The sequence below is a fragment of the Tsukamurella sp. DT100 genome (assembly GCF_049844855.1).
In the GTDB taxonomy this organism is placed as follows: Bacteria; Actinomycetota; Actinomycetes; order Mycobacteriales; family Mycobacteriaceae; genus Tsukamurella.
Window position 1 is genome coordinate 138,124 of sequence record NZ_JBNCLV010000011.1, and the last position, 19,258, is coordinate 157,381.

At 71.9% G+C, this 19,258-nt stretch carries 20 protein-coding genes; 16 read left to right on the forward strand and 4 right to left on the reverse strand.

Annotated elements, in window-relative coordinates:
* The first annotated feature begins 77 nt into the window (after positions 1-77).
* The 10 genes from ACLQ3K_RS23095 to ACLQ3K_RS23140 all read left to right on the forward strand — a co-directional run bounded on the left by ACLQ3K_RS23095 (position 78) and on the right by ACLQ3K_RS23140 (position 9,404).
* Entirely contained in the window at positions 78-701 is a 624-nt protein-coding gene (locus ACLQ3K_RS23095; protein WP_426001805.1) for a hypothetical protein, read from the forward strand.
* 111 nt (positions 702-812) lie between these two features.
* Positions 813-1,661, forward strand: a complete 849-nt coding sequence (gene lepB / locus ACLQ3K_RS23100) for a signal peptidase I (protein ID WP_426001806.1) — start codon at positions 813-815, stop codon at positions 1,659-1,661.
* Positions 1,662-1,667: 6 nt separating this feature from the next.
* A complete protein-coding gene (locus ACLQ3K_RS23105) occupies positions 1,668-2,351 on the forward strand; it encodes a ribonuclease HII (protein ID WP_224650315.1) in 684 nt (227 codons plus the stop codon).
* 43 nt (positions 2,352-2,394) lie between these two features.
* Positions 2,395-2,700 (forward strand): DUF2469 domain-containing protein, encoded by a 306-nt coding sequence (locus ACLQ3K_RS23110; protein WP_040768524.1) that lies wholly within the window; start codon positions 2,395-2,397, stop codon positions 2,698-2,700.
* A 200-nt stretch (positions 2,701-2,900) separates the two neighbouring features.
* Positions 2,901-4,070 (forward strand): MFS transporter, encoded by a 1,170-nt coding sequence (locus ACLQ3K_RS23115; RefSeq protein ID WP_426001807.1) that lies wholly within the window; start codon positions 2,901-2,903, stop codon positions 4,068-4,070.
* A 39-nt stretch (positions 4,071-4,109) separates the two neighbouring features.
* Positions 4,110-4,682: a TetR/AcrR family transcriptional regulator gene (locus ACLQ3K_RS23120; protein ID WP_426001808.1), complete on the forward strand. Its 573-nt coding sequence runs from the start codon at positions 4,110-4,112 to the stop codon at positions 4,680-4,682.
* A 108-nt stretch (positions 4,683-4,790) separates the two neighbouring features.
* A complete protein-coding gene (locus ACLQ3K_RS23125) occupies positions 4,791-5,159 on the forward strand; it encodes a YraN family protein (protein ID WP_224650309.1) in 369 nt (122 codons plus the stop codon).
* On the forward strand, positions 5,159-6,673 hold the full coding sequence (locus tag ACLQ3K_RS23130; RefSeq protein ID WP_426001809.1) for a YifB family Mg chelatase-like AAA ATPase: 1,515 nt from the start codon (positions 5,159-5,161) through the stop codon (positions 6,671-6,673). The genes ACLQ3K_RS23125 and ACLQ3K_RS23130 overlap by 1 nt, the downstream gene beginning before the upstream one ends.
* Before the next feature lie 2 nt (positions 6,674-6,675).
* Positions 6,676-7,824: a DNA-processing protein DprA gene (dprA, locus tag ACLQ3K_RS23135; protein WP_426001810.1), complete on the forward strand. Its 1,149-nt coding sequence runs from the start codon at positions 6,676-6,678 to the stop codon at positions 7,822-7,824.
* A 272-nt stretch (positions 7,825-8,096) separates the two neighbouring features.
* Entirely contained in the window at positions 8,097-9,404 is a 1,308-nt protein-coding gene (locus ACLQ3K_RS23140; RefSeq protein ID WP_426001811.1) for a mechanosensitive ion channel family protein, read from the forward strand.
* A 66-nt stretch (positions 9,405-9,470) separates the two neighbouring features.
* Here the strand turns inward: ACLQ3K_RS23140 and ACLQ3K_RS23145 are convergent, their stop codons facing one another.
* Positions 9,471-10,022, reverse strand: coding sequence for a YdeI/OmpD-associated family protein (locus ACLQ3K_RS23145; protein WP_224650303.1), 552 nt, complete (start codon positions 10,020-10,022; stop codon positions 9,471-9,473).
* 286 nt (positions 10,023-10,308) lie between these two features.
* Here ACLQ3K_RS23145 and ACLQ3K_RS23150 point away from each other — a divergent pair, with 286 nt between their 5' ends.
* The 5 genes from ACLQ3K_RS23150 to ACLQ3K_RS23170 all read left to right on the forward strand — a co-directional run bounded on the left by ACLQ3K_RS23150 (position 10,309) and on the right by ACLQ3K_RS23170 (position 15,155).
* A complete protein-coding gene (locus tag ACLQ3K_RS23150; protein ID WP_426001876.1) occupies positions 10,309-11,178 on the forward strand; it encodes a MetQ/NlpA family ABC transporter substrate-binding protein in 870 nt (289 codons plus the stop codon).
* On the forward strand, positions 11,175-12,221 hold the full coding sequence (locus ACLQ3K_RS23155; protein WP_426001812.1) for a methionine ABC transporter ATP-binding protein: 1,047 nt from the start codon (positions 11,175-11,177) through the stop codon (positions 12,219-12,221). The genes ACLQ3K_RS23150 and ACLQ3K_RS23155 overlap by 4 nt, the downstream gene beginning before the upstream one ends.
* A complete protein-coding gene (locus ACLQ3K_RS23160) occupies positions 12,218-12,904 on the forward strand; it encodes a methionine ABC transporter permease (RefSeq protein WP_259139893.1) in 687 nt (228 codons plus the stop codon). The genes ACLQ3K_RS23155 and ACLQ3K_RS23160 overlap by 4 nt, the downstream gene beginning before the upstream one ends.
* Complete coding sequence (locus ACLQ3K_RS23165) at positions 12,897-14,183, forward strand: MFS transporter (RefSeq protein ID WP_426001813.1); 1,287 nt, start codon at positions 12,897-12,899, stop codon at positions 14,181-14,183. Before ACLQ3K_RS23160 ends, ACLQ3K_RS23165 begins: the two co-directional genes overlap by 8 nt.
* A 75-nt stretch (positions 14,184-14,258) precedes the next feature.
* A complete protein-coding gene (locus tag ACLQ3K_RS23170) occupies positions 14,259-15,155 on the forward strand; it encodes a tyrosine recombinase XerC (protein WP_426001814.1) in 897 nt (298 codons plus the stop codon).
* A gap of 3 nt (positions 15,156-15,158) precedes the next feature.
* On the opposite strand, the gene zwf is transcribed toward ACLQ3K_RS23170, so the two are convergent.
* Positions 15,159-16,634: a glucose-6-phosphate dehydrogenase gene (gene zwf / locus ACLQ3K_RS23175; RefSeq protein WP_426001877.1), complete on the reverse strand. Its 1,476-nt coding sequence runs from the start codon at positions 16,632-16,634 to the stop codon at positions 15,159-15,161.
* Positions 16,635-16,771: 137 nt separating this feature from the next.
* The gene (locus ACLQ3K_RS23180; RefSeq protein ID WP_426001815.1) at positions 16,772-17,281 is read right to left on the reverse strand and encodes a M23 family metallopeptidase; all 510 of its coding nucleotides are present in this window, start codon (positions 17,279-17,281) and stop codon (positions 16,772-16,774) included.
* 140 nt (positions 17,282-17,421) lie between these two features.
* Here ACLQ3K_RS23180 and ACLQ3K_RS23185 point away from each other — a divergent pair, with 140 nt between their 5' ends.
* Positions 17,422-17,970, forward strand: a complete 549-nt coding sequence (locus tag ACLQ3K_RS23185) for a Uma2 family endonuclease (RefSeq protein WP_426001816.1) — start codon at positions 17,422-17,424, stop codon at positions 17,968-17,970.
* 1 nt (position 17,971) lies between these two features.
* Here the strand turns inward: ACLQ3K_RS23185 and ACLQ3K_RS23190 are convergent, their stop codons facing one another.
* Positions 17,972-19,258, reverse strand: a complete 1,287-nt coding sequence (locus ACLQ3K_RS23190) for a methyltransferase family protein (protein WP_426001817.1) — start codon at positions 19,256-19,258, stop codon at positions 17,972-17,974.

Consider the following 19,258-nt stretch of genomic DNA (forward strand, 5'->3'; position numbering starts at 1 on the left):
CGGATCGTGGGGCGCTCGTCTGTCTCCGCCTAGGCTCGACGGCGAGAACGGACTCTGCGCGGGGCAAGGGGGAGCAGTTGAGCGAGAGCTGCATCTACGTGATCTCGGTGGCACCGCCGGGCGACCCGGGACGACGGGCGCGCGCCGAGGCGGTCGCGGAGATCGCGGAGCGTCGTGGGGCCGAGCTGAGGCTCGCCGACGCCAGATGGTGCCTCGACGAGGCTCGAGCGGATCCGCGGATCATGGAACTGTGCGGGCACGCCTATCGAGGCGTCATCGACGCCTCGCCCGACTTCCGCGACGGAGCTTACGACGCGGACGCGCTGGAGGAACTGGCCATCTCCCGGTGGCGATCGATGTACCCGCAGCGCCCTGAGATCGACCCGGGCTTCGGCTGCGTCACCGCCGTGGAGGCCACGGACGATCCCCGATGCCCGGGATGCGCTCGCGATTTCACGGAGATTCCGATGGGCGAGTGGTGCCAGCAGTGGTTCGACAGTCGCGTCGAGCCGACGGTGACGTGCAACAACTGCGGAACCACGGGCCTCATCGGCGATTGGCAGGGCGAAGGCGGAACCTACTTCACCGACTGCACGGTCGCGCTCTGGAACTGGCCGACCCTGTCGCTCGTGCCCGGGCTCGACGCCGACCTCCTGCGCGCGATCGGGACTCGTCCACGCATCGTCTACGCGCACATGTGACGGCGACGCGGATTCGCCGGCGTTCGACGGATGCTGTCCGCGGCGGCAGACTCGCCCGCCCAGCGGCTCCGCGATCGGATGTCCGCACCGCCTGCTCGGTAGTGTGTACCCGTGCCCGAGCAGACGAACTCCCCGGAGACCCCCGAGCCGTTGCGCAAGGGCGGCCGCCACGCCGCACCGGACCCGGCACCGTCGGGCGACGAGCGGGGGACCACCGGCTCCGACGCGCCCACGGACGGGAAGGGCGCGAAGGCGAAGAAGGACAAGAAGACCAACTGGCCGCTCGAGGTCGGCGCCATCGTGCTGGTCGCGCTGGTGCTCAGCTTCTGCCTGCAGACCTTCGTCGGCCGCCAGTGGTACGTGCCGTCCGAGTCGATGGAACCCACCCTAATCGGGTGCGAGGGCTGCACCGGCGACCGGATCGTCACGCAGAAGATCAGCTACTTCACCGGCGACCCGAAGCCGGGTGACGTGGTCGTCTTCCGCGCGCCCACCGAGTCCTGGGGGCTCGCGCCCGTGACGCCGGTGCGCTCGAACAACACGGTGATCCGCGGTGTCCAGGAGGCGCTGTCGTACGTGGGCCTGCAGCCGCCCAATGAGAACGACCTCGTCAAGCGGGTGATCGCGGTCGGCGGGCAGACCATCCAGTGCCGGCCCGAGACCGGCGTGACGGTGAACGGCAAGAAGATCGTCGAGCCCTACCTCGCCGACGCCGCCAAGCAGCAGGCCGAGCAGGACGCCTGCTGGGGCGTGCCCTTCGGGCCGGTCACGATCCCCGACGGCAACGTCTTCGCCATGGGCGACAACCGCACCATGTCGCGCGACTCGCGCTTCCACATCGACAACGACCCACTGCAGGGCACCATCCCCAAGGCCGATATCCGCGGCAAGGTCGTCGCGATCATCTTCCCGTTCAGCCGCTGGCAGACGGTGGATTCGATCAACCCGCAGCAGGGCTAGGGGCACATGCGCGACCGATGGCCCCCGCGACCGGTGGTGCGGGCATCGTCGGGCCTGAGCACGCTCGAGACCGTGCTCGGCCGGGCGGGGCTCGGGCCGGTGGCGGGCATCGACGAGGCCGGGCGCGGCGCCTGCGCGGGCCCGATGACGGTGGCCGCCTGCATCCTGCCGGCGCGCATACCGCCGTCGTTGGCGCGTCTCGACGACTCGAAGAAGCTCACCGAGATCGCCCGGGAGCAGCTGTATCCGAAGATCCTCGACCTCGCGGTGAGCTGGTCGGTCGTGTCGATCCCGGCCCCCGAGATCGACCGGATCGGCGTGCACGTCGCGAACATCATGGGGATGCGGCGCGCGATCGCCGGCCTGCAGGTGCGGCCCGGATACGTGCTCATCGACGGCTTCACCGTGCCCGGCCTCGGCATCCCGTCGCTGCCGGTGATCGGCGGCGACGCCTCCGCCTCGTGCATCGCCGCGGCCAGCGTGCTGGCGAAGGTGACACGCGACCGCGTGATGACGGAGCTGGACGACGACTTCCCCGGATACGGCTTCGCGGTGCACAAGGGCTACTCGACGGCGGTGCACATGACGGCGCTGGGGGAGCTGGGGCCGAGCACCCAGCACCGCATGCGGTACCAGAACGTGCGGGCCGCGCTGGACGCGTCGTCGAGGAACACCGCGGCGGCGCGGTAATCTGGAGCGGTTACGACAGATGACATCAGGTGAGGAGGACGACGTGAGCGCAGAGGATCTCGAGAAGTACGAGACCGCGATGGAGCTCTCCATGTACCGCGAGTACAAGGACGTGCTGAGCCAGTTCACCTACGTGGTGGAGACGGAGCGCCGCTTCTACCTCGCCAACGGGGTCGATCTGATCCCGCGCAACGCGGACGGCGAGGTCTACTTCGAGGTGCGGATGACCGACGCCTGGGTGTGGGACATGTACCGCCCGGCGCGCTTCCTCAAGCAGGCCCGCGTGGTGACGTTCAAGGACGTCAACATCGAGGAGCTCGACAAGCCGGAGCTGCGACTCCCGGAGTGAGCCGGTCGATCCTGCTGCAGGCACCGTTCCCGTCGGGGACGGTGCCTGCGGCGTCTCCGCCGGAAAATTAACGGTGCACAGTGTCTCGAATACCATACCTGCTATCGTTCCATAACGAGTCACATTGTCTCGATATAGAAGGAATAGCTCATGTTGCTTGATCGGACCGCGGTTCCCTACCGCGTCGCGCCGGCCGTGGTGTGCACGGCCTTCGCGTTCCTGGTGGTCATGATGGGGGTACCACCCTCCCCACCTCCCTCTACTCGATCTACTCCGCGCAGTTCGGATTCAGCTCGCTCACCGTCACCGTGCTGTTCGCGGTGTACGCCCTCGGCGTCGTCGCCGCGCTCACCGTCTTCGGGCGGCTCTCCGACGAGATCGGGCGCCGCCCGGTGCTCCTCGTCGCCGTGACGCTGGCGATCGTCAGTGCCCTGCTCTTCCTGCTGCCCCCGTCGCTGCCGCTGCTCATCGTGGCGCGCATCGTCTCCGGCCTCGGGGCCGGGCTCATGAGCGGCACCGGCACCGCGGCGGTCATCGACCTGTTCGCCCCTGAGAAGCGGGCGACCGCCGGGACCCTCGCTGTCGCGGTCAACACAGGCGGCCTGGCGGTGGGCACGCTGCTGGCGGGCGCCGTCGCCGACGTTTCGGCGTCGCCGCTGGTCGTGCCGTTCGTCGTCCACCTCGTGCTCTCGGTGGCCGCCTTCGCCGGGCTGTGGGCGTTCGCCCCGAGGACCGCGGTCGCCGGCTCGGTGCGGCTGCGTCCCCGGCGATTGCGGGTGCCGAGCGAGATCCACGGCGCCTTCGTGCGGGCCGTTCTCGCCGCCGGTTCGGCGTTCGCCGTGACCGGTGTGCTCACCGCGGTCTCCGCGATCTTCCTCGCGCGCTTCCTGCACCTGCCCGGACACACCCTCGCCGGCTTCGTCGTCTTCCTCGCCTTCGCGGGCATGGCGATCGGGCAGCTCGTGGCCCGCCGGATGGTGCCGCGCACGGCGCTCGTGGTCGGCTGCGGCGGCCTGGTGGTGGCCGCGGCGCTGCTCGCCGTCGCCCTCGCGGCGGAGTCCGTCGCCGCGCTGCTGCTGTCGGCCGCTGTGCTGGGCCTGTTCGGCGGACTCTGCATGAACGCCGGCATCGCCACCACCGTCGAGCAGGTCGAGCCCGCGCACCGCGCCGAGGTCTCGTCGTCCTTCTTCGCGGGGTTGTACGTGATGCTCGCCTTCCCGGCGATCGGTGTCGGCGCGCTCTCCGCGGCGGTCGGCCTGCGCACCGCGGGGTTGGTCTTCTGCGCGGTCGTCGCAGCACTGGGCGCGGTCGTGTGCGCCGTCGAGGCGCGGTCGGCGGCGCGCGCCCGCGCCCTGGCGTCGCATGCGTGACGGGGGATCAGGGGCGGAGTCGGCTGTTACGGTGACGCGATGACGCAGACCGAGCGCCCGGTCGGGCGGCCCCGCAGCGAGGTGGCGCGCACGGCGGTGCTGCGGGCGGTGGACGACATGCTCGTCGACGAGGGCTACGCCGCGATGACGATGAAGGGCATCGCCGAGCGCGCCGGGGTCGGCCGGCAGACCGTCTACCGGTGGTGGTCGACGAAGGCCGAGATCCTGCTGGAGGCGAGCGCGGCGGACGCGGTCCTCGAGCTCGCGGTGGAGCCCCGGCCGACGGTGCGCGAGGACGTTGAGAACCTCCTCGCCGCGGTCGTGGTCTTCCTCACGGAATCCGATGCCGGACTGGCCTACCGGGCCCTGATCGGCGAGGCGCAGCACGATCCGAAGGTCGCGGAACTGATGGCCGGCGCCGACCCGCTCGGCGATGCCGCCCGGGCCGTCATCGACCGCAACCGGTCCGCCGGGCGGCTGGCCGCGGACCTCGATCCGACGGTGGCCGCGGCCGAGCTGGTGGGTCCGGTCGTCTTCCGGATCCTGGTGCAGGGCGCCGTTCCGGACCGTCGTGAGGTGGCGTCGATCGCGGAGCGGTTCGTCCGACAGTGATCGCCCGTCGGGGCCGGTTATCCACAATTTTGCGTACATAACCTTTTTTCTCCACAGGCACCGTCTTCGCGGACGGTGCCTGTGGTGCGCCGGCGGCACGATCAGGCCATGGGGAACAACGAGACGGGGCGTGCCGGCGAGGACGTGGTCTGCGGCTTCCTGGCGGACCGCGGGTGGACGGTGCTGGCGCGGAACTGGCGGTACTCGGGCGGAGGCCTGCGCGGCGAGTTGGACGTGATCGCCCGCGCGCCGGACGGGATGCTCGCGATCGTCGAGGTGAAAACGCGGTCCGGCACGGCGTTCGGCACCGGCTTCGACGCGGTGACGCCGCGCAAGGTGGCCCAGCTGCGGGCCCTCACGTCGCGCTGGCTGGCCGAGACGGAGGGCGCCTTCGCGCAGGTCCGCATCGACGTGGCGTCGGTCTACACGCCGCCGGGCGGCCCGGTCACGCTCGAGTACCGGGCCGGGGTGGCGTGATGTCCGCGCTGAGCAAGGTGCACTCGGTCGCGATCACCGGGGTCGACGGTGCGGTGGTCGAGATCGAGGGTTGCATCGGCCCGGGCCTGCCGGCGGTGCACCTCGTGGGCCTGCCGGACACGGTGCTCAAGGAGTCCCGCGACCGGATCCGCGCCGCGATCGTCAACATCGGGATCAGGTTCCCCGATACGCGGGTCACGGTCGCGCTGTCTCCTGCGACGTTGCCGAAAGTGGGCTCGGTCTACGACCTTCCCCTGGCGATCGCGATCCTCGTCGCCGCCGAGCGGGTGCCCGTGGGGCGGATCGACGGTGCCGTCCTCCTCGGCGAGCTCGCCCTCGACGGCCGCGTGCGGGCGGTGCGCGGGGTGCTCCCGGCGGTACTCGCCGCGAAGGAATCCGGCTTCACCCGCGCCGTCGTGCCGCTGGCCAACCTCGACGAGGCGGGCCTGGTGGACGGCATCGAGGTGCTGGGCGCCGCGCACCTCTCCGCGGTCGTGGCGTGGCTCGCCGGGGAGGGGCGGCTCGCCGAGCCGGGGCCGCTCGTCGCCGAGGAGTGCGATCCCGCGGTGGCGGACCTGGCCGACGTGGTGGGGCAGCCCGAGGCTAAGTACGCGCTCGAGGTGGCCGCCGCCGGCGCGCACCACATCATGATGACGGGGCCGCCGGGCATCGGGAAGACGATGCTCGCGTCGCGGCTGCCCGGCATCATGCCGGCGCTGGGACGGCGGGAGGCGCTCGAGGTCAGCGCGATCCACTCGATCGTCGGCAACCTGCGGCCGGACCGGCCGCTCATCACGGTGCCGCCGTTCGTGGCGCCGCACCAGACCTCGTCCGTGAGCGCGCTCGTCGGCGGCGGCACCGGGCTGGCACGGCCGGGAGCCGTCTCCCTCGCCCACCGCGGCGTGCTCTTCCTCGACGAGTGCGCCGAGATGGGGCCGCGCTCGCTCGAGGCGCTGCGGACCCCGTTGGAGGAGGGCCAGATCCGGCTCGCGCGCCGCGACGGCGTGGTGAAGTACCCGTCGCGGTTCCTGCTCGTCATGGCCGCGAACCCGTGCCCGTGCGCGCCCGCCCGGAACCAGGACTGCACGTGCACCGCGACGGTCCGCCGCCGCTACCTGGGCCGCCTGTCCGGGCCGTTGCTCGACCGGGTGGACCTGTGGGTGCGCATGGAACCTCCCGGCACCGGCGCGCTGCACGAGGACGGCGTCGCGGAGGAATCCAGTGCGACGGTGCGGGACCGGGTACGCCGAGCGCGGGAGGCGGCGGCGGCCCGCTGGGGTGCCGAGGGCTGGCTGACGAACTCGGAGGTCCCCGGCGTGGTGCTGCGTCGTCGGTTCCGGCTCTCGGCCAAGGCTCTTCGGCCGCTGGAGCTCTACCTGCGGGGCGGGCAGATCACGGCGCGCGGCGCGGACCGCTGCCTGCGCCTGTCGTGGACCCTCGCGGATCTGCTCGGCCTGGACAAGCCGGGCGAGCCGGAAGTGGTGCAGGCCCTGCAGTTCCGAGACAAGGAGTGACGATGACCGACGACGTGAGGCGCGCGTGGGCGTATCTGAGCCGGGTCGCGGAGCCGCCGTGCGGGCCGCTGGTCGCCCTCGTCGAGGAGGTGGGACCGGTGGCCGCGGCGGACATGGTGCGCCGCCGGGAGTTCGCCGACGGTTTCGAGGACGTGGCCGACGGCACCGTCGGCCGGGCGCAGGAGGATCGGGCCGTCGCCGATCTCGCCCACATCGAGCACCTCGGCGGTCGGCTCGTGACGCCGGACGACGACGAGTGGCCCGAGCAGGCCCTGCGGCGGCTCGCTGAGCGCCTGCCGTCGGAGGACACCGAGCACGAGGACGAGGTCCGCGAGCTGCGGCCGGTGGCGCTGTGGGTGGTCGGCCGGGGACGTCTCGACGAGCTGCTGGAGCGGTCCGTCGCGATGGTGGGGACCCGCGCGCCGTCGAGTTACGGGGAGCGGGTGACGGACGATTTCGCCGGCGACCTCGCGGCCGAGGGGTTCACGATCGTCTCCGGCGGCGCGTACGGGATCGACGGGGCGGCGCACCGCGCGGCGCTCGCCGCGGAGGGCCCGACGGTGGCCTTCGTCGCGGGCGGCCTGGACCGGCCGTACCCCGCCGGCCACGCCGGCTTGTTCCGGCGCATCGCGGAGACGGGTCTCCTCGTCTCCGAGTACCCGCCGGGCGGCGTGCCCGCGCGGCACCGGTTCCTGAACCGCAACCGGATCGTGGGCACCGCCACCGGCGGCGTCGTGGTGGTGGAGGCCGGGTTCCGGTCGGGCACCAAGAACACCGCCACGTGGGCGCGGCGTCGCGGGGTGCCGGTGTGCGCGGTGCCCGGCCCCGTGACAGCGGCGACCTCCGTGACCTGCCATCAGCTGATCCGCGAGGGGGGCGTGCTGGTCACCCGGTCGGCCGAGGTGATCGAGGAGGTGGGCCGGATCGGTGAGCTCGCGCTGGAGCTTCCGGTGCCCGCGCGTCCGACGGACGGGCTCGACGGGGCGGCGCTGCGGGTGCACGGCGCGCTCCCGGCGAAATCAGGGCTGCCGGTGTCGGAGATCGCCGTGATCGCGGGGCTGCCCGCCCGCGCGGTCATGGGGCAGCTCGCCCTGCTCGAGACGAAGGGGTTGGTGCGGCGTGACGGCGCACTGTGGCGCCTGGACGGCTGACCGGTGCTCGCCGCGGGGTGTAGATCCGGTGAAGTCGCACCCGCTGGAATTTGCAAACGCCTCAGTCGAACCCGATGCGACCGGGTGAAATGTCGTGAATGCGATCGCTTGTCGCGGGAGTTGGGGGTGTTGACGCGAGATCGGCACGCGGAGTGCCTAGGGTTGGCCCCAGGGTGGCGGTGTCCAGTAACCGGCGTGGTCCCCAAGTCCTTCCCGTGGATATCCGCCACGCGTTCGGCGTGCCCGGGTATCGCTGATCGAGAGGTGAACCCATGACCTCCCAACTCGCCATCGACTACGGGGCCGGGCTCTCGGACGCCTGGAGCTCCGTCGCGACCTTCGTTCCCAAACTTGCCGCCTTCCTGGTCATCCTGATCATCGGCTGGATCGTCGCGAAGATCCTGTCCAAGATCATCGCGAAGATCCTCGCCAAGGTCGGCTTCGACCGGCTCGCCGAGCGCAGCGGCCTGCAGGGCGTCCTCGCCAAGAGCGACTACGACGCCTCGACCCTGCTCGCCAAGGTCGTCTACTACGCGGTCCTGCTCATCACGCTGCAGCTCGCGATCGGGGTCTTCGGCCCCAATCCGATCGGGGACCTGTTGTCCCGGTTCGTCGCGTGGCTGCCCAAGCTGTTCGTCGCGATCCTCATCATCGTGATCGTCGCCGCGATCGCGAAGGCGGTGAAGGACATCGTCGGCGGCGCGCTCGGTAGCGCCTCCTACGGCCCGCTGCTCGCGACCATCGCCTCGCTGTTCATCTGGGGTGCGGGCATCATCGCGGCACTGAACCAGATCGGCGTCGCCACCACGGTCACCACCCCCGTCCTCGTCGCCGTGCTCGCCACGATCGGCGGCGTCATCGTCGTGGGCGTCGGCGGCGGACTGGTGAAGCCGATGCAGCAGCGCTGGGACGGCTGGCTGAGCAAGGTCGAGACCGAGATCCCGGCCCGACGCGCCGAGCGCGAGGAGGCCGCGAAGGAGGCCGCCCGCACCAGTAGGGCCCAGAGCCCGGCGGGGCAGGCGACGGGGCAGCCTTCGACGGCGCAGCCGGCACCGGGGGAGCAGCCCCTGGCGCAGGCGGCCTACCAGGGCCAGGCCTATCAGGCCCAGAGCTACCAGGCCCCGCTGCCGCCCCAAGCCCCGCAGGCGCCGCTGTCCGCGCAGGCGACCCAGGCGGTGCCGCAGGCCGCGCCCGGCACCGGCGAACCCGTCGCGCAGGGTGGGCAGCCGCCCACCGTCGGACTGCCCGCGCAGCCCGCGGGCCAGCACCAACCCGGGCAGCACCAGTACGGCGGCCGGGCGCCGCAGCACAGCGCCCCGAGCCAATCGCCGGCGTGGCAGCAGGGCGTCGACCCACAGGGGTGGCAGAGCGGGCCCGACGCCTGGAACCGGCAGGTCCCCGAGCCTCCGGCGCGGCAGCCGGGCGAGACCACCCACACCGGGCAGCACGCCGGCCATCCCGGCGCCGAGCCGCAGGGGTGGCAGCAGGGCTGGCAGCCGGGACCCGACCCCGAGCGCTGGCCCGGCCCGGACCCCCAGGATCCGGGTCGCCCGGGCGGACAGCAACCACCCCAGAACTGAATCCGAACGACCGCTCACCGGCCGGCCTGCGCATCTCGCGGACCGGCCGGTGCGGCGTTCGGGGGGCTACGCCGGGCGGAGCGCCGCGTCCTCGGGCGCGATCAGCTCGCCGTTCTTCATCAGCTCAGGATCGGTGCACGAGGCGAGATCGAAGCAGCACGGCCGGCGCTTGCCCGAGCGCATCTTGGAGATCGTCACGTCCACGCGCTTGGCCCGGGTCGCCGGGTTCTTCGTGGCGCCGATCCACCGGACCCACTCCCACCGGGCCATCGGCGTGATGTCGCTCCACACGTCGGCGGTGTCCGGCGCACCGTCGAGGGCCGCCCGCAGGTCGTCGGGCACCGTCGGCTCCGGCCACTCCTTCGTCGGCACGAGGTCCAGGGCGACCTCGTCTCCTGCCTCGACCGGGGCGTCGTCGAGGGCGATCCAGTGCCCCTTGCGGCCGTCCGGCTCGACGACGGTGCGGAAGTCCCCGCCGTCGAGGGTGCCGGTCACGGCGACCTGGCCGCGCGACGGGAGCGCCGCGCTGGCCTCGGCGGGCAGCCGGACGAGGGTCCGTTCGCCGAGCAGCTCGGCGGTGGCGGTGAAGCGGACGGCGGTGGCGCTGCGGGCGGTCATGGTGCTCTCCTCGCGGTGGTCCTCGGGTTCACCACCGAGACTACGAGCGGCCGACCGGGCGGGCTTCTCGATTCGTGATCGATCCGGTCCGATGCGCCCGTCCGGGGGCGGCCGATCATTCGGTGCACTCATGAGCGAAACCGGCGGCGGACCGTCGAACCTGGTCACGGAACCGCGCGCCGGGCCCAACCGCGCGCTTGTCCCACCGATGTACTAACCAGTAGGTATCGTTCACGCAGCTGGGAGATCCCCGGTGCCGTCGAGTTGGAGAACATCAACCGTGAAGATGAAGCGTTTCGCGCTCGCCCTGGTCGTGCCCATCGCCCTCGCCTCGGGTGTCGCCGCGTGCGGCTCGAGCTCGAGCAGTGACGCCGTCACCATCGGCGTGACCGACGGTGCCCAGGCGTTCTGGCAGGTCTACAAGGGCCTCGCGAAGGACCAGGGCATCGACGTGGAGCTGAAGAACTTCAGCGACTACAAGCAGCCCAACGCCGCGCTCAACGACGGCGACCTGAACATCAACGAGTACCAGCACCTGCTGTTCCTGGCCGACTACAACGCCAAGAACAACACCAAGCTGGTGCCGATCGGCGCGACCGCGATCTACCCGCTGCCCCTGTACTCGAAGAAGCACAAGTCGGTGGCCGAGATCCCGCAGGGCGGCACCATCGTCGTCCCGGACGATCCGACCAACCTCTCCCGCGCGCTGCTGGTGCTGTACTCGGCCGGCCTCGTGAAGTTCAAGGTCGAGCAGAACCCGTTCGTCACGCCGGCCGACATCGACACCGCCGCGTCGAAGGTCACCGTCAAGACGGTGGACGCCAACCAGACCGCGCTGAGCCTCGACAGCGTCGACGGCGCCGTCGTCAACAACGATCCGGCCGAGAACGCCAAGCTCGGCAAGAACCTGATCATCGCCAAGGACGACCCGGCCAACCCGGCGTCGGAGCCCTACATCAACGCCTTCGTCGTCCGCGAGGCCGACAAGGACAACCCGAAGTACCTGCAGCTGGCCAAGCTGTACCAGGACCAGAAGGTCGTCGAGGCGCTGCGCAAGGACAAGGGCGACACGTTCATCCTCATCCAGAAGCCCGCGAACGAGCTGCAGCAGATCACGGTCAAGCTGCAGGAGCAGGTCAAGGCCCGCGGCAAGTGAGTAGCGCGACCGATACCCGGGTGGCGATCGAGTTCCGCGACACCACCCGGGATTTCGGCACGACGAAGGCGCTCGACGGCGTCAGCTTCGCGATCCCCGAGGGATCGATCACCGGCGTGATCGGGCAGTCCGGCGCCGGCAAGTCGACGCTGATCCGCACCATCAACGGCCTCGAGTCCACCACCTCCGGCGAGGTGCGTGTGCTCGACACCGTGGTGGGCACGCTCGGCGAGCGCGACCTGCAGAAGCTGCGCGCCCAGGTGGGCATGATCTTCCAGCGGTTCAACCTCATGAACTCGCGCACGGTGGCGGGGAACGTCGAGTACCCGCTCACGCTGGGGGACATGTCGAAGGACGAGCGCCGCACGCGCGTCGCGGAGCTGCTCGACTTCGTCGGCATCGGCGACAAGGCGAAGCAGTACCCGAACAAGCTGTCCGGCGGGCAGAGTCAGCGCGTCGGCATCGCCCGCGCCCTGGCCCGGAACCCGAAGATCCTGCTCGCGGACGAGGCCACCAGCGCGCTCGACCCGGGCACCACCAGCGAGGTCCTCGACCTGCTGCTGCGGGTCAACCGCGAGTTCGGCACCACCATCGTCGTGATCACCCACGAGATGGACGTGATCCGCCGCATCTGCGACACCGTCGCGGTGCTCGATCACGGCAAGCTCGTGGACTACGGCCCGGTGTACGACGTCTTCGCCGCGCCCACGTCGCCCGCGACCACGTCGCTGGTCCACGCGGCCGTCGGCGACGACGTCACCCCGGAGACGCTGCAGCGCCTGCACGCGGCCCGACCCGGCACCGTCGTCACCGTCGACGTGCGGGACGAGCCCGACGCGCTCGACGCGGCGGAGGTCTTCGCCGCGCACGGCACCGGCGCGCGCGTGCTCTACGGCGGCGTCGCCGAGGTCGGCGGCCGCCCGTTCGGCTCGCTGACCTACTCGGTGACGGGCGACGAGGCCGCGGTCGCCGCGGCGGTCGCGCAGCTCGGAGCCCTTGCGCACGTCAAGGACCCGCAGACCGGTCAGGAGATCGTGCGATGACCTACCCGACCTTCCTCGACGACGTCTTCCCGCCCGGGACGCAGGACGTCTTCATCGACGCCATCGGCGAGACCGTCCGCCTGGTCGGCATCACGATGATCGTCGGCGGCCTGCTGGGGCTCGTCTACGGCACGCTGCTCTACGCCACCCGGCCCGGCAACCTGCTCGCCAATCGCGCGGTGTTCTCGGTGCTCAACGTGCTGGTCAACATCATCCGGCCCATCCCGTTCATCATCTTCATCACGGCGATCGCACCGATCACCAAGGAGGTGATCGGCACCCGGATCGGCGTGGAGGCCGCGGCCTTCGCGATGACCGTGATGGCGACCTTCGTGATCGGCCGCGTCGTCGAGCAGAACCTGGTGACCGTCGATCCCGGCGTGGTCGAGGCCGCGCGGTCGATGGGGGCGAGCAAGGTCCGCACGCTCGCGACCGTCGTCATCCCGGAGGGCCTCGCGCCGCTCACCCTGGGCTACACGTTCATGTTCGTCGCGGTGGTCGACATGTCGGCCATGGCCGGCTACGTCGGCGGCGGCGGCCTGGGCGACTTCGCCCGCCAGTACGGCTACCAGCAGAACAACTGGCAGCTCACGCTGGTCGTGATCGTGGTGCTCATCGTCGTGGTGCAGATCGCGCAGTTCTTCGGCAACTGGCTCTCCCGCCGGTTGCAGCACCGTGACTGAGACCGGCACGGTCACGTCGCCCGCGACGGGACCGAATCGGCGCACGCAGATCCTCACCGGGACGGTGGGGCACCTCGTCGAGTACTTCGACTGGAGCGCCTACTCCTTCCTCGCCATCTACTTCTCCCGCCAGTTCTTCCCGGGCGACGCGGAGTCGGTGGTGCCGCTGCTGGCGACCTTCACCGTGTTCGCGGTGGGCTTCCTCGCGCGGCCGATCGGCGGCGTCCTGATGGGCCGGATGGCGGACCGGTACGGGCGCAGGCCGACGCTGGCCGTCGGCGTCGCGATGATGGGGCTGGGCAGCCTGCTCATCGGCGTCGCCCCGACGTACGCGCAGGTGGGCGTGCTCGCCCCGGTGATCCTCGTGGTGGCGCGCCTGATCCAGGGCCTGTCGACCGGCGGCGAGCTCTCCACGGCGACCGCCTTCCTCGTCGAGTCCGCCCCCGGCGACCGCCGCGGCGCGTACGGGAGCATCGTCAACGTGGGCTCCAGCCTCGGCAAGGTGCTGTGCCTGCTCGCCATCACGCTGCTGGTCGGGACCGTCGGCGCGGACGCGATGGCGGACTGGGCGTGGCGCGTCCCGTTCCTCCTCGGTGCCGTCCTCGCGGTGGTCGCCTGGTGGATCCGGCGCAGCGCCGCGGAGACCCTCGCCGATCCCGGGGCGTCCGTCGGGACGAACCCGTACCGCGAGATCCTCACCGGCCACCGCGCCGACTTCGGTCGCGCCTTCGTCCTCGCCTCGACCACGGCCGCGGTCTTCTACGCGTGGAGCACCTTCGTGCCCACGTGGGCGATCCTCACCGAGGGGCTGAACAAGGAGAGCGCCGTGACCGTCTCGGCGATCGCCTTCGTCGTGTACGGGCTCGTCCAGATCCCGCTCGGCCTGCTCTCCGACCGAATCGGCCGCAAGCCCCTGATGTACGCCTTCCTCGTCGTCGGGGCCGTCGCGACGATCCCGCTGTTCCTCGCGCTCTCCGGCGCATTCGTCACGGTGCTCGCCGTGCAGTGCGCCGGCATGGTGATCACCGCGCTCATGATGGCGAGCCTCGGCACCGCCCTCGCGGAGATGTTCCCGGCCCGGATCCGCGTGCTCGCCACCGGCACCGCCTTCGCCCTCGCGACCGCGATCTTCGGCGGCACGATCCCCGCCATCGGCACCGCGCTGCACGAGCGCGGCCTCGACCTCGCCTTCCCGGTCTACCTGGTGGTGCTCCACCTCGTCGCCCTGCCCGTGGTCCACCGCTGCCGCGAGACCGCGCACACGCCCCTGCCCGATTGAACACCGTTCCTGTTCATCGCGACCTGCGGCTTTCCGGTCCGAAACGGTGTTCAATTCGGGGGCTAGGGTGGGGGTATGAGCGAGGCGCTGGCGGAGTACGAGACGTACCTGCGGCTCGAGCGCGGCCGCAGCGAGCACACCGTGCGCGCGTACCTCGCCGATCTCACCGCCCTGCTCGCCTTCGCCGCGGAGCGCGGGGTGGCGGCGGACCGTCTGGACCTCGCGACGCTGCGGGCCTGGCTGGGGGAGCGGGCCGCGGCCGGCGCCGCCCGGACCACCCTCGCGCGACAGGCCTCGTCGGCCCGCACGTACACCGCCTGGGCCGCCCGACGGGGCCACCTCGACGCCGACCCCGGGGTCCGGCTCAAAGCCCCACGCGCGCACCGGACCCTGCCCACGGTGCTCTCCTCCGACGATGCCGGGCAGGCGCTGCGCAACGCCGCCTCCGGTGCGGCGGAGGGCGACCCCCTCGCGGTCCGCGACCTCGCGATCGCGGAGACCCTCTACGCCACGGGGATCCGCGTGAGCGAGCTGTGCGGGCTCGACCTGGGGTCCGTCGACCACGGCCGGCGGGTGCTCACCGTGATCGGTAAGGGCGACAAGGAGCGGACGGTGCCCTTCGGCGCACCCGCCGCCGCGGCCCTGCGGCGCTGGCTCGACGAGGCCCGGCCCACCCTCGTCGCCGAGCGCTCCGGCACCGCTCTGTTCCTCGGGGCGCGCGGCGGGCGGCTCGACCCGCGGCAGGCGCGGACCGTCGTGCACCAGGTCACCGGGTCGGTGCCGGGCGGGCGCGAGGTGGCGCCGCACGGCCTCCGGCACACCGCCGCCACCCACCTGCTCGACGGTGGCGCGGACCTGCGCGTCGTGCAGGAACTCCTGGGCCACAGCTCGCTGGCGACGACGCAGCTCTACACGCACGTCTCCGTCGCCCGGCTGCGCGCCGCGCACGAGCAGGCGCACCCGCGCGCGTAGCGCTCAGTCGCGCCAGTTGCCCTCGAAGGGCAGGCGCCAGGCGTTCGGGGCGATCAGCTGGTGGATCGAGTTCGGCCCCCAGGAGCCGGGCTCGTAGAGCTTGACCGGCGGCGGATCGTCCAGCAGGGGGATGGACCGCTCCCACAGCGATTCGATGCCCTCGGCCGTGGTGAACAGGGTGTGGTCGCCGTGCATGGCGTCGAGGATCAGCCGCTCGTAGGCCTCGAGCACGTCGTCGGCGCGGTCGGTCTCCTCGGTGGAGAACTGCATGGACAGCTTCTCCAGCCGCATGCCGGGCCCGGGGCGCTTGCCGTAGAAGCTCAGCGACACCTTGGACTCGTCGGCGAGGTCGAAGGTCAGGTGGTCCGGGCCCTGCTGGCCGATGCCCGAGCCGGCGGGGAACATCGACTTCGGCGCCTCCTTGAAGGCGATCGAGATGATCCGCATGCCCTGCGCCAGCTTCTTCCCCGTGCGCAGGTAGAACGGCACGCCGGCCCAGCGCCAGTTGTCGATGCGCGCCTTCAGGGCGATGAAGGTCTCGGTGTCGGACTCCGGATCGACGCCCTTCTCCTGCCGGTAGCCCGAGTACTGGCCGCGGACCACGTCGTCGGGGTGGATGGGTTCGAGCGAGCGGAACACCTTGTTCTTCTCCTCGGAGATCGCCCGCGGCTCGAGCGCGGTTGGCGGCTCCATCGCGACGAACGCCATGACCTGGAAGAGGTGGGTGACCACCATGTCCTTGTAGGCGCCGGTCGGCTCGTAGAACGCGGCGCGCGCGTCGAGCCCCAGCGACTCGGGGATGTCGATCTGCACGTGATCGATGAAGTTGCGGTTCCAGATCGGCTCGAACAGTCCGTTGGCGAAGCGGAACGCGAGGATGTTCTGCGCCGCCTCCTTGCCGAGGAAGTGGTCGATGCGGAAGATCTGCTTCTCGCGGAAGGTTTTGTGCACCTCCGCGTTCAGCGCCAGCGCCGACTCCAGATCCTCGCCGAAGGGCTTCTCCATGATCACGCGCGAGCCCTCGGTGAGGCCCGCCTTCGCGAGGGTGTCGATCACGGTGGTGGCCGCCTTCGGCGGCACGCTCAGGTAGAACAGCCGGCGCACGCGCACGCCCTTGTCGGCGCCGAGCTCGCGCTCCTTCTCCGCCACGGCCCGGGCGAGCGCCTCGGGGCCGGCGGTGGTGTTCACGTACGACAGGTCGGGCTCGAACTCCGCCCACTGCTCGGGCGTCAGCTTGCGTGCGCCCACGTCGTCGATCGCCGTGCGGGCGAACTCGCGGAATTGGGCGTCGTCCATCTCGTCCAGGCTGGTGCCGATCACCCGGATGTCCGGGCCGAGCCCCGACACGGCGAGATAACCGAGGCCGCACAACAGCTTCCGGCGCGACAGGTCGCCCGTGGCGCCGAACAGCACCACCACGGTCGGGTCGTGTTCCGGTGCCTTGCGCTGGCGCCCGGAGTAACTGCTCGGGTACGCGATGGTCTGTGCCTCCTGTAGCCGGTCGGCCGCGTCGTCGGTCTCGCCGGTGTCCGCTGCTGGCGTGGTCTCGTCCGTCACGGTCCCATCGTTGCACCCGACGACGGTGCTCGCGCGCCGTCCGGCAGGTAGGTCGGTCCTCAGCCGGTGCCTTCGTCCGGGAGCAGTCGGACCGGGGCGGCGCCGACGAGCAGGAGCGGGTTGAAGTACTGCGCCGCGTGGCCAGCGCCCCGCCGGAGCCCCCAGTGCAGGCATGCGGCCGTGGGGCAGCCCTCGTGTCCGGCGGCCACCCGTCCAAGCGGCGTCCCGATCCCCACCTCGTCGCCCGCGCGGACCGCGGGCTCCTCGATCGGCTCGTAGGTGGTGAGCAGGCCGTTCGGGTGCAGCACCGACACCACGACGCGGTCGTCCACGCGCCCGACGTGGTGCACCCGCCCGGCGCCCGCGGCGTGCACTGTCTGCCCGGGGGCGGCTGCGAGGTCGGCGCCGCGGTGCCCCGGCTGCCATCGCTTCTCCGGGTTCGCGAAGGGCCGCGCGACCGCCGGCCGGGGGTCGAGCGGCCAGTCGTAGTCGCCGGCCGCCCGTGCGGGCGCGGCGCCGGCGAGGACGGCGAGGATCAGGGCGAGTGCCGAGCGGGTGACCGTGCGCATGTCCCGACGGTGCCGCACGGCACCGTCGGGAACCGGCCCGGAACGGGGAGCCTGTGGAGGAAAACGGTCCATCCACAGGACGGTTGCGATCGCCTCTTTCGGACCGTGGTCCGTCGGTGTTGCGGCGTACACTGCGACCCATGACCGCCGCGCCGCAGCATCCGGAGACGATGTCGCTGGAGCAGTGGTGTGCCTTGGGGGAGGACACATCGGCGCGGTTCGAGTTGGTGCGGGGGGTCGTGGACGTGTCGCCGAGGCCGAGGCTGGATCACGCGGAGGCGATGATCGGACTGTGTCACCAGATCAGGGGCCAGATCGACCGCAGCCACCGATGCTTGGCGGAGATCGAGGTCGTGATCGATGGCGGCGCGCGGCCCACGATCCGCGTACCCGACGTGGTGGTGTTCGAGTGCGGTGCCGGCCAGCCGATGCCCGCGGAGCGAGTGCGCCTCGTCGTCGAGATCCTGTCACCGAACAACAGGCGTACGGACCAGGTGGTCAAGCGCGCCGAATACGAGCGGGCGGGTATCGACGCGTACTGGATCGTCGACCTCGACGATGGGCCGTCCGGCGTCCTGTTGACGCTGGTCGACGGTGCCTACCGCGCTGAGACCGTGCGGGGTGCGTTCACGGCGACGGTGCCGTGCCCGCTGCGGATCGACCTGAACGCGCTGAGCCCGCAGGCCTGAGCTACCGCCCTCGGAGCTCGCGCGGCCCGCCGCCGAGGGCGTCGGCCGCGACCTGGAGCACCGGCGCGAGGACCGGGGCGCGCAGGATCCAGCCGACGACCGCCCAGCCCAGGCCGAGGTGTTCGAGCCCTCGGCCGATCGCGGCGAGGCCCGACGCGGTGCCCGTGCCGTCCGGTCGGGAGTACCGGACACGGCGCAGGCCCACCGGATGCTCCTCCGCCGCACGGATCGTCAGCTGTCCCAGGGCGCGACGCGCGAACCACACGCCGACCGGCGCGCACACCGCGCACGTCGCCGACACCCACAGCTCCGCCGGGGCGTTCCCGTCGACCGGCCGGAGGCGGGGGCGCCACGCGCGCACGGCTCGCCGGTACGCGCCCCAGGCGGGGCCGAACCGCGCGGTCAGCTCGTCGTCCTCGTGCCGCGCGGCGAGGGCCGCGGCGAAGACCGCCGCCACGATCGCGGCGGCGGCGAGCCGCCATTCGAGGAGGGCCGCCGCCTCGACGAGCAGGATCGCCGCGGCGCACGCCTGCATCGGATTGGCCAGGTAGGCGTACGGACCCGTCCGGACCAGGCGCGGCGGCGGATCCCACGGGAACGGCGTGCCGCCGTGCTCGGCGAACTCTGCGACCGCGCGCTGCGCGACGATCGCGAGCAGCACGCCGGCCTGGATCCACAACGACAGGACGGGCCGCGGCCACGCGGCGAGCGCCTCGCCCCAGGTGCGGTGGGCGAAGCCCAGCGCGACCGTCGGCAGGCACCACGCCAGGATCGCCGTGAACAGCACCGTCTGCAGCCACGACCGCACCCGGACGGCGCGGCCGCGCGCCGTCAGTTCGCCCAGCAGGAGCCCCGGCACGAGGGCCACGGCGACCGCCGCCGCCTCGCCCCACAGCCAGCCGGGGCGCAGGACCACGAGCGGCGCCAGCGAGGCCATCGCGATCAGATCGCCGGCCACGAGCACCGCGCCGGTGAGCGCGGGCCGCACCACCGCGCCGAGCAGGACGGGGACCGCGCCCCACAACACCGCCCAGCCGTGGACGACGTCCACCGGCACGCCCGCCCACACCGACCCCGTGACCGGCTGCGAGGCGGTGCCGAAGGACCACAGGCCGAGCCGGACCGCCGCGGCGTTGACGGCGAGCAGCGCCACCGCGTTCCACAGCGTCGCCAGCGCGGCCCCGGCCCGGCGCGGCCGGTCCGCCGTGACCGCCGCGGCGGCCGCGAGGAGCCACGGCACCAGGGCGACCGCCGGGCGCAGCACGTCGAGGGGGAGGTCCGTGGGCAC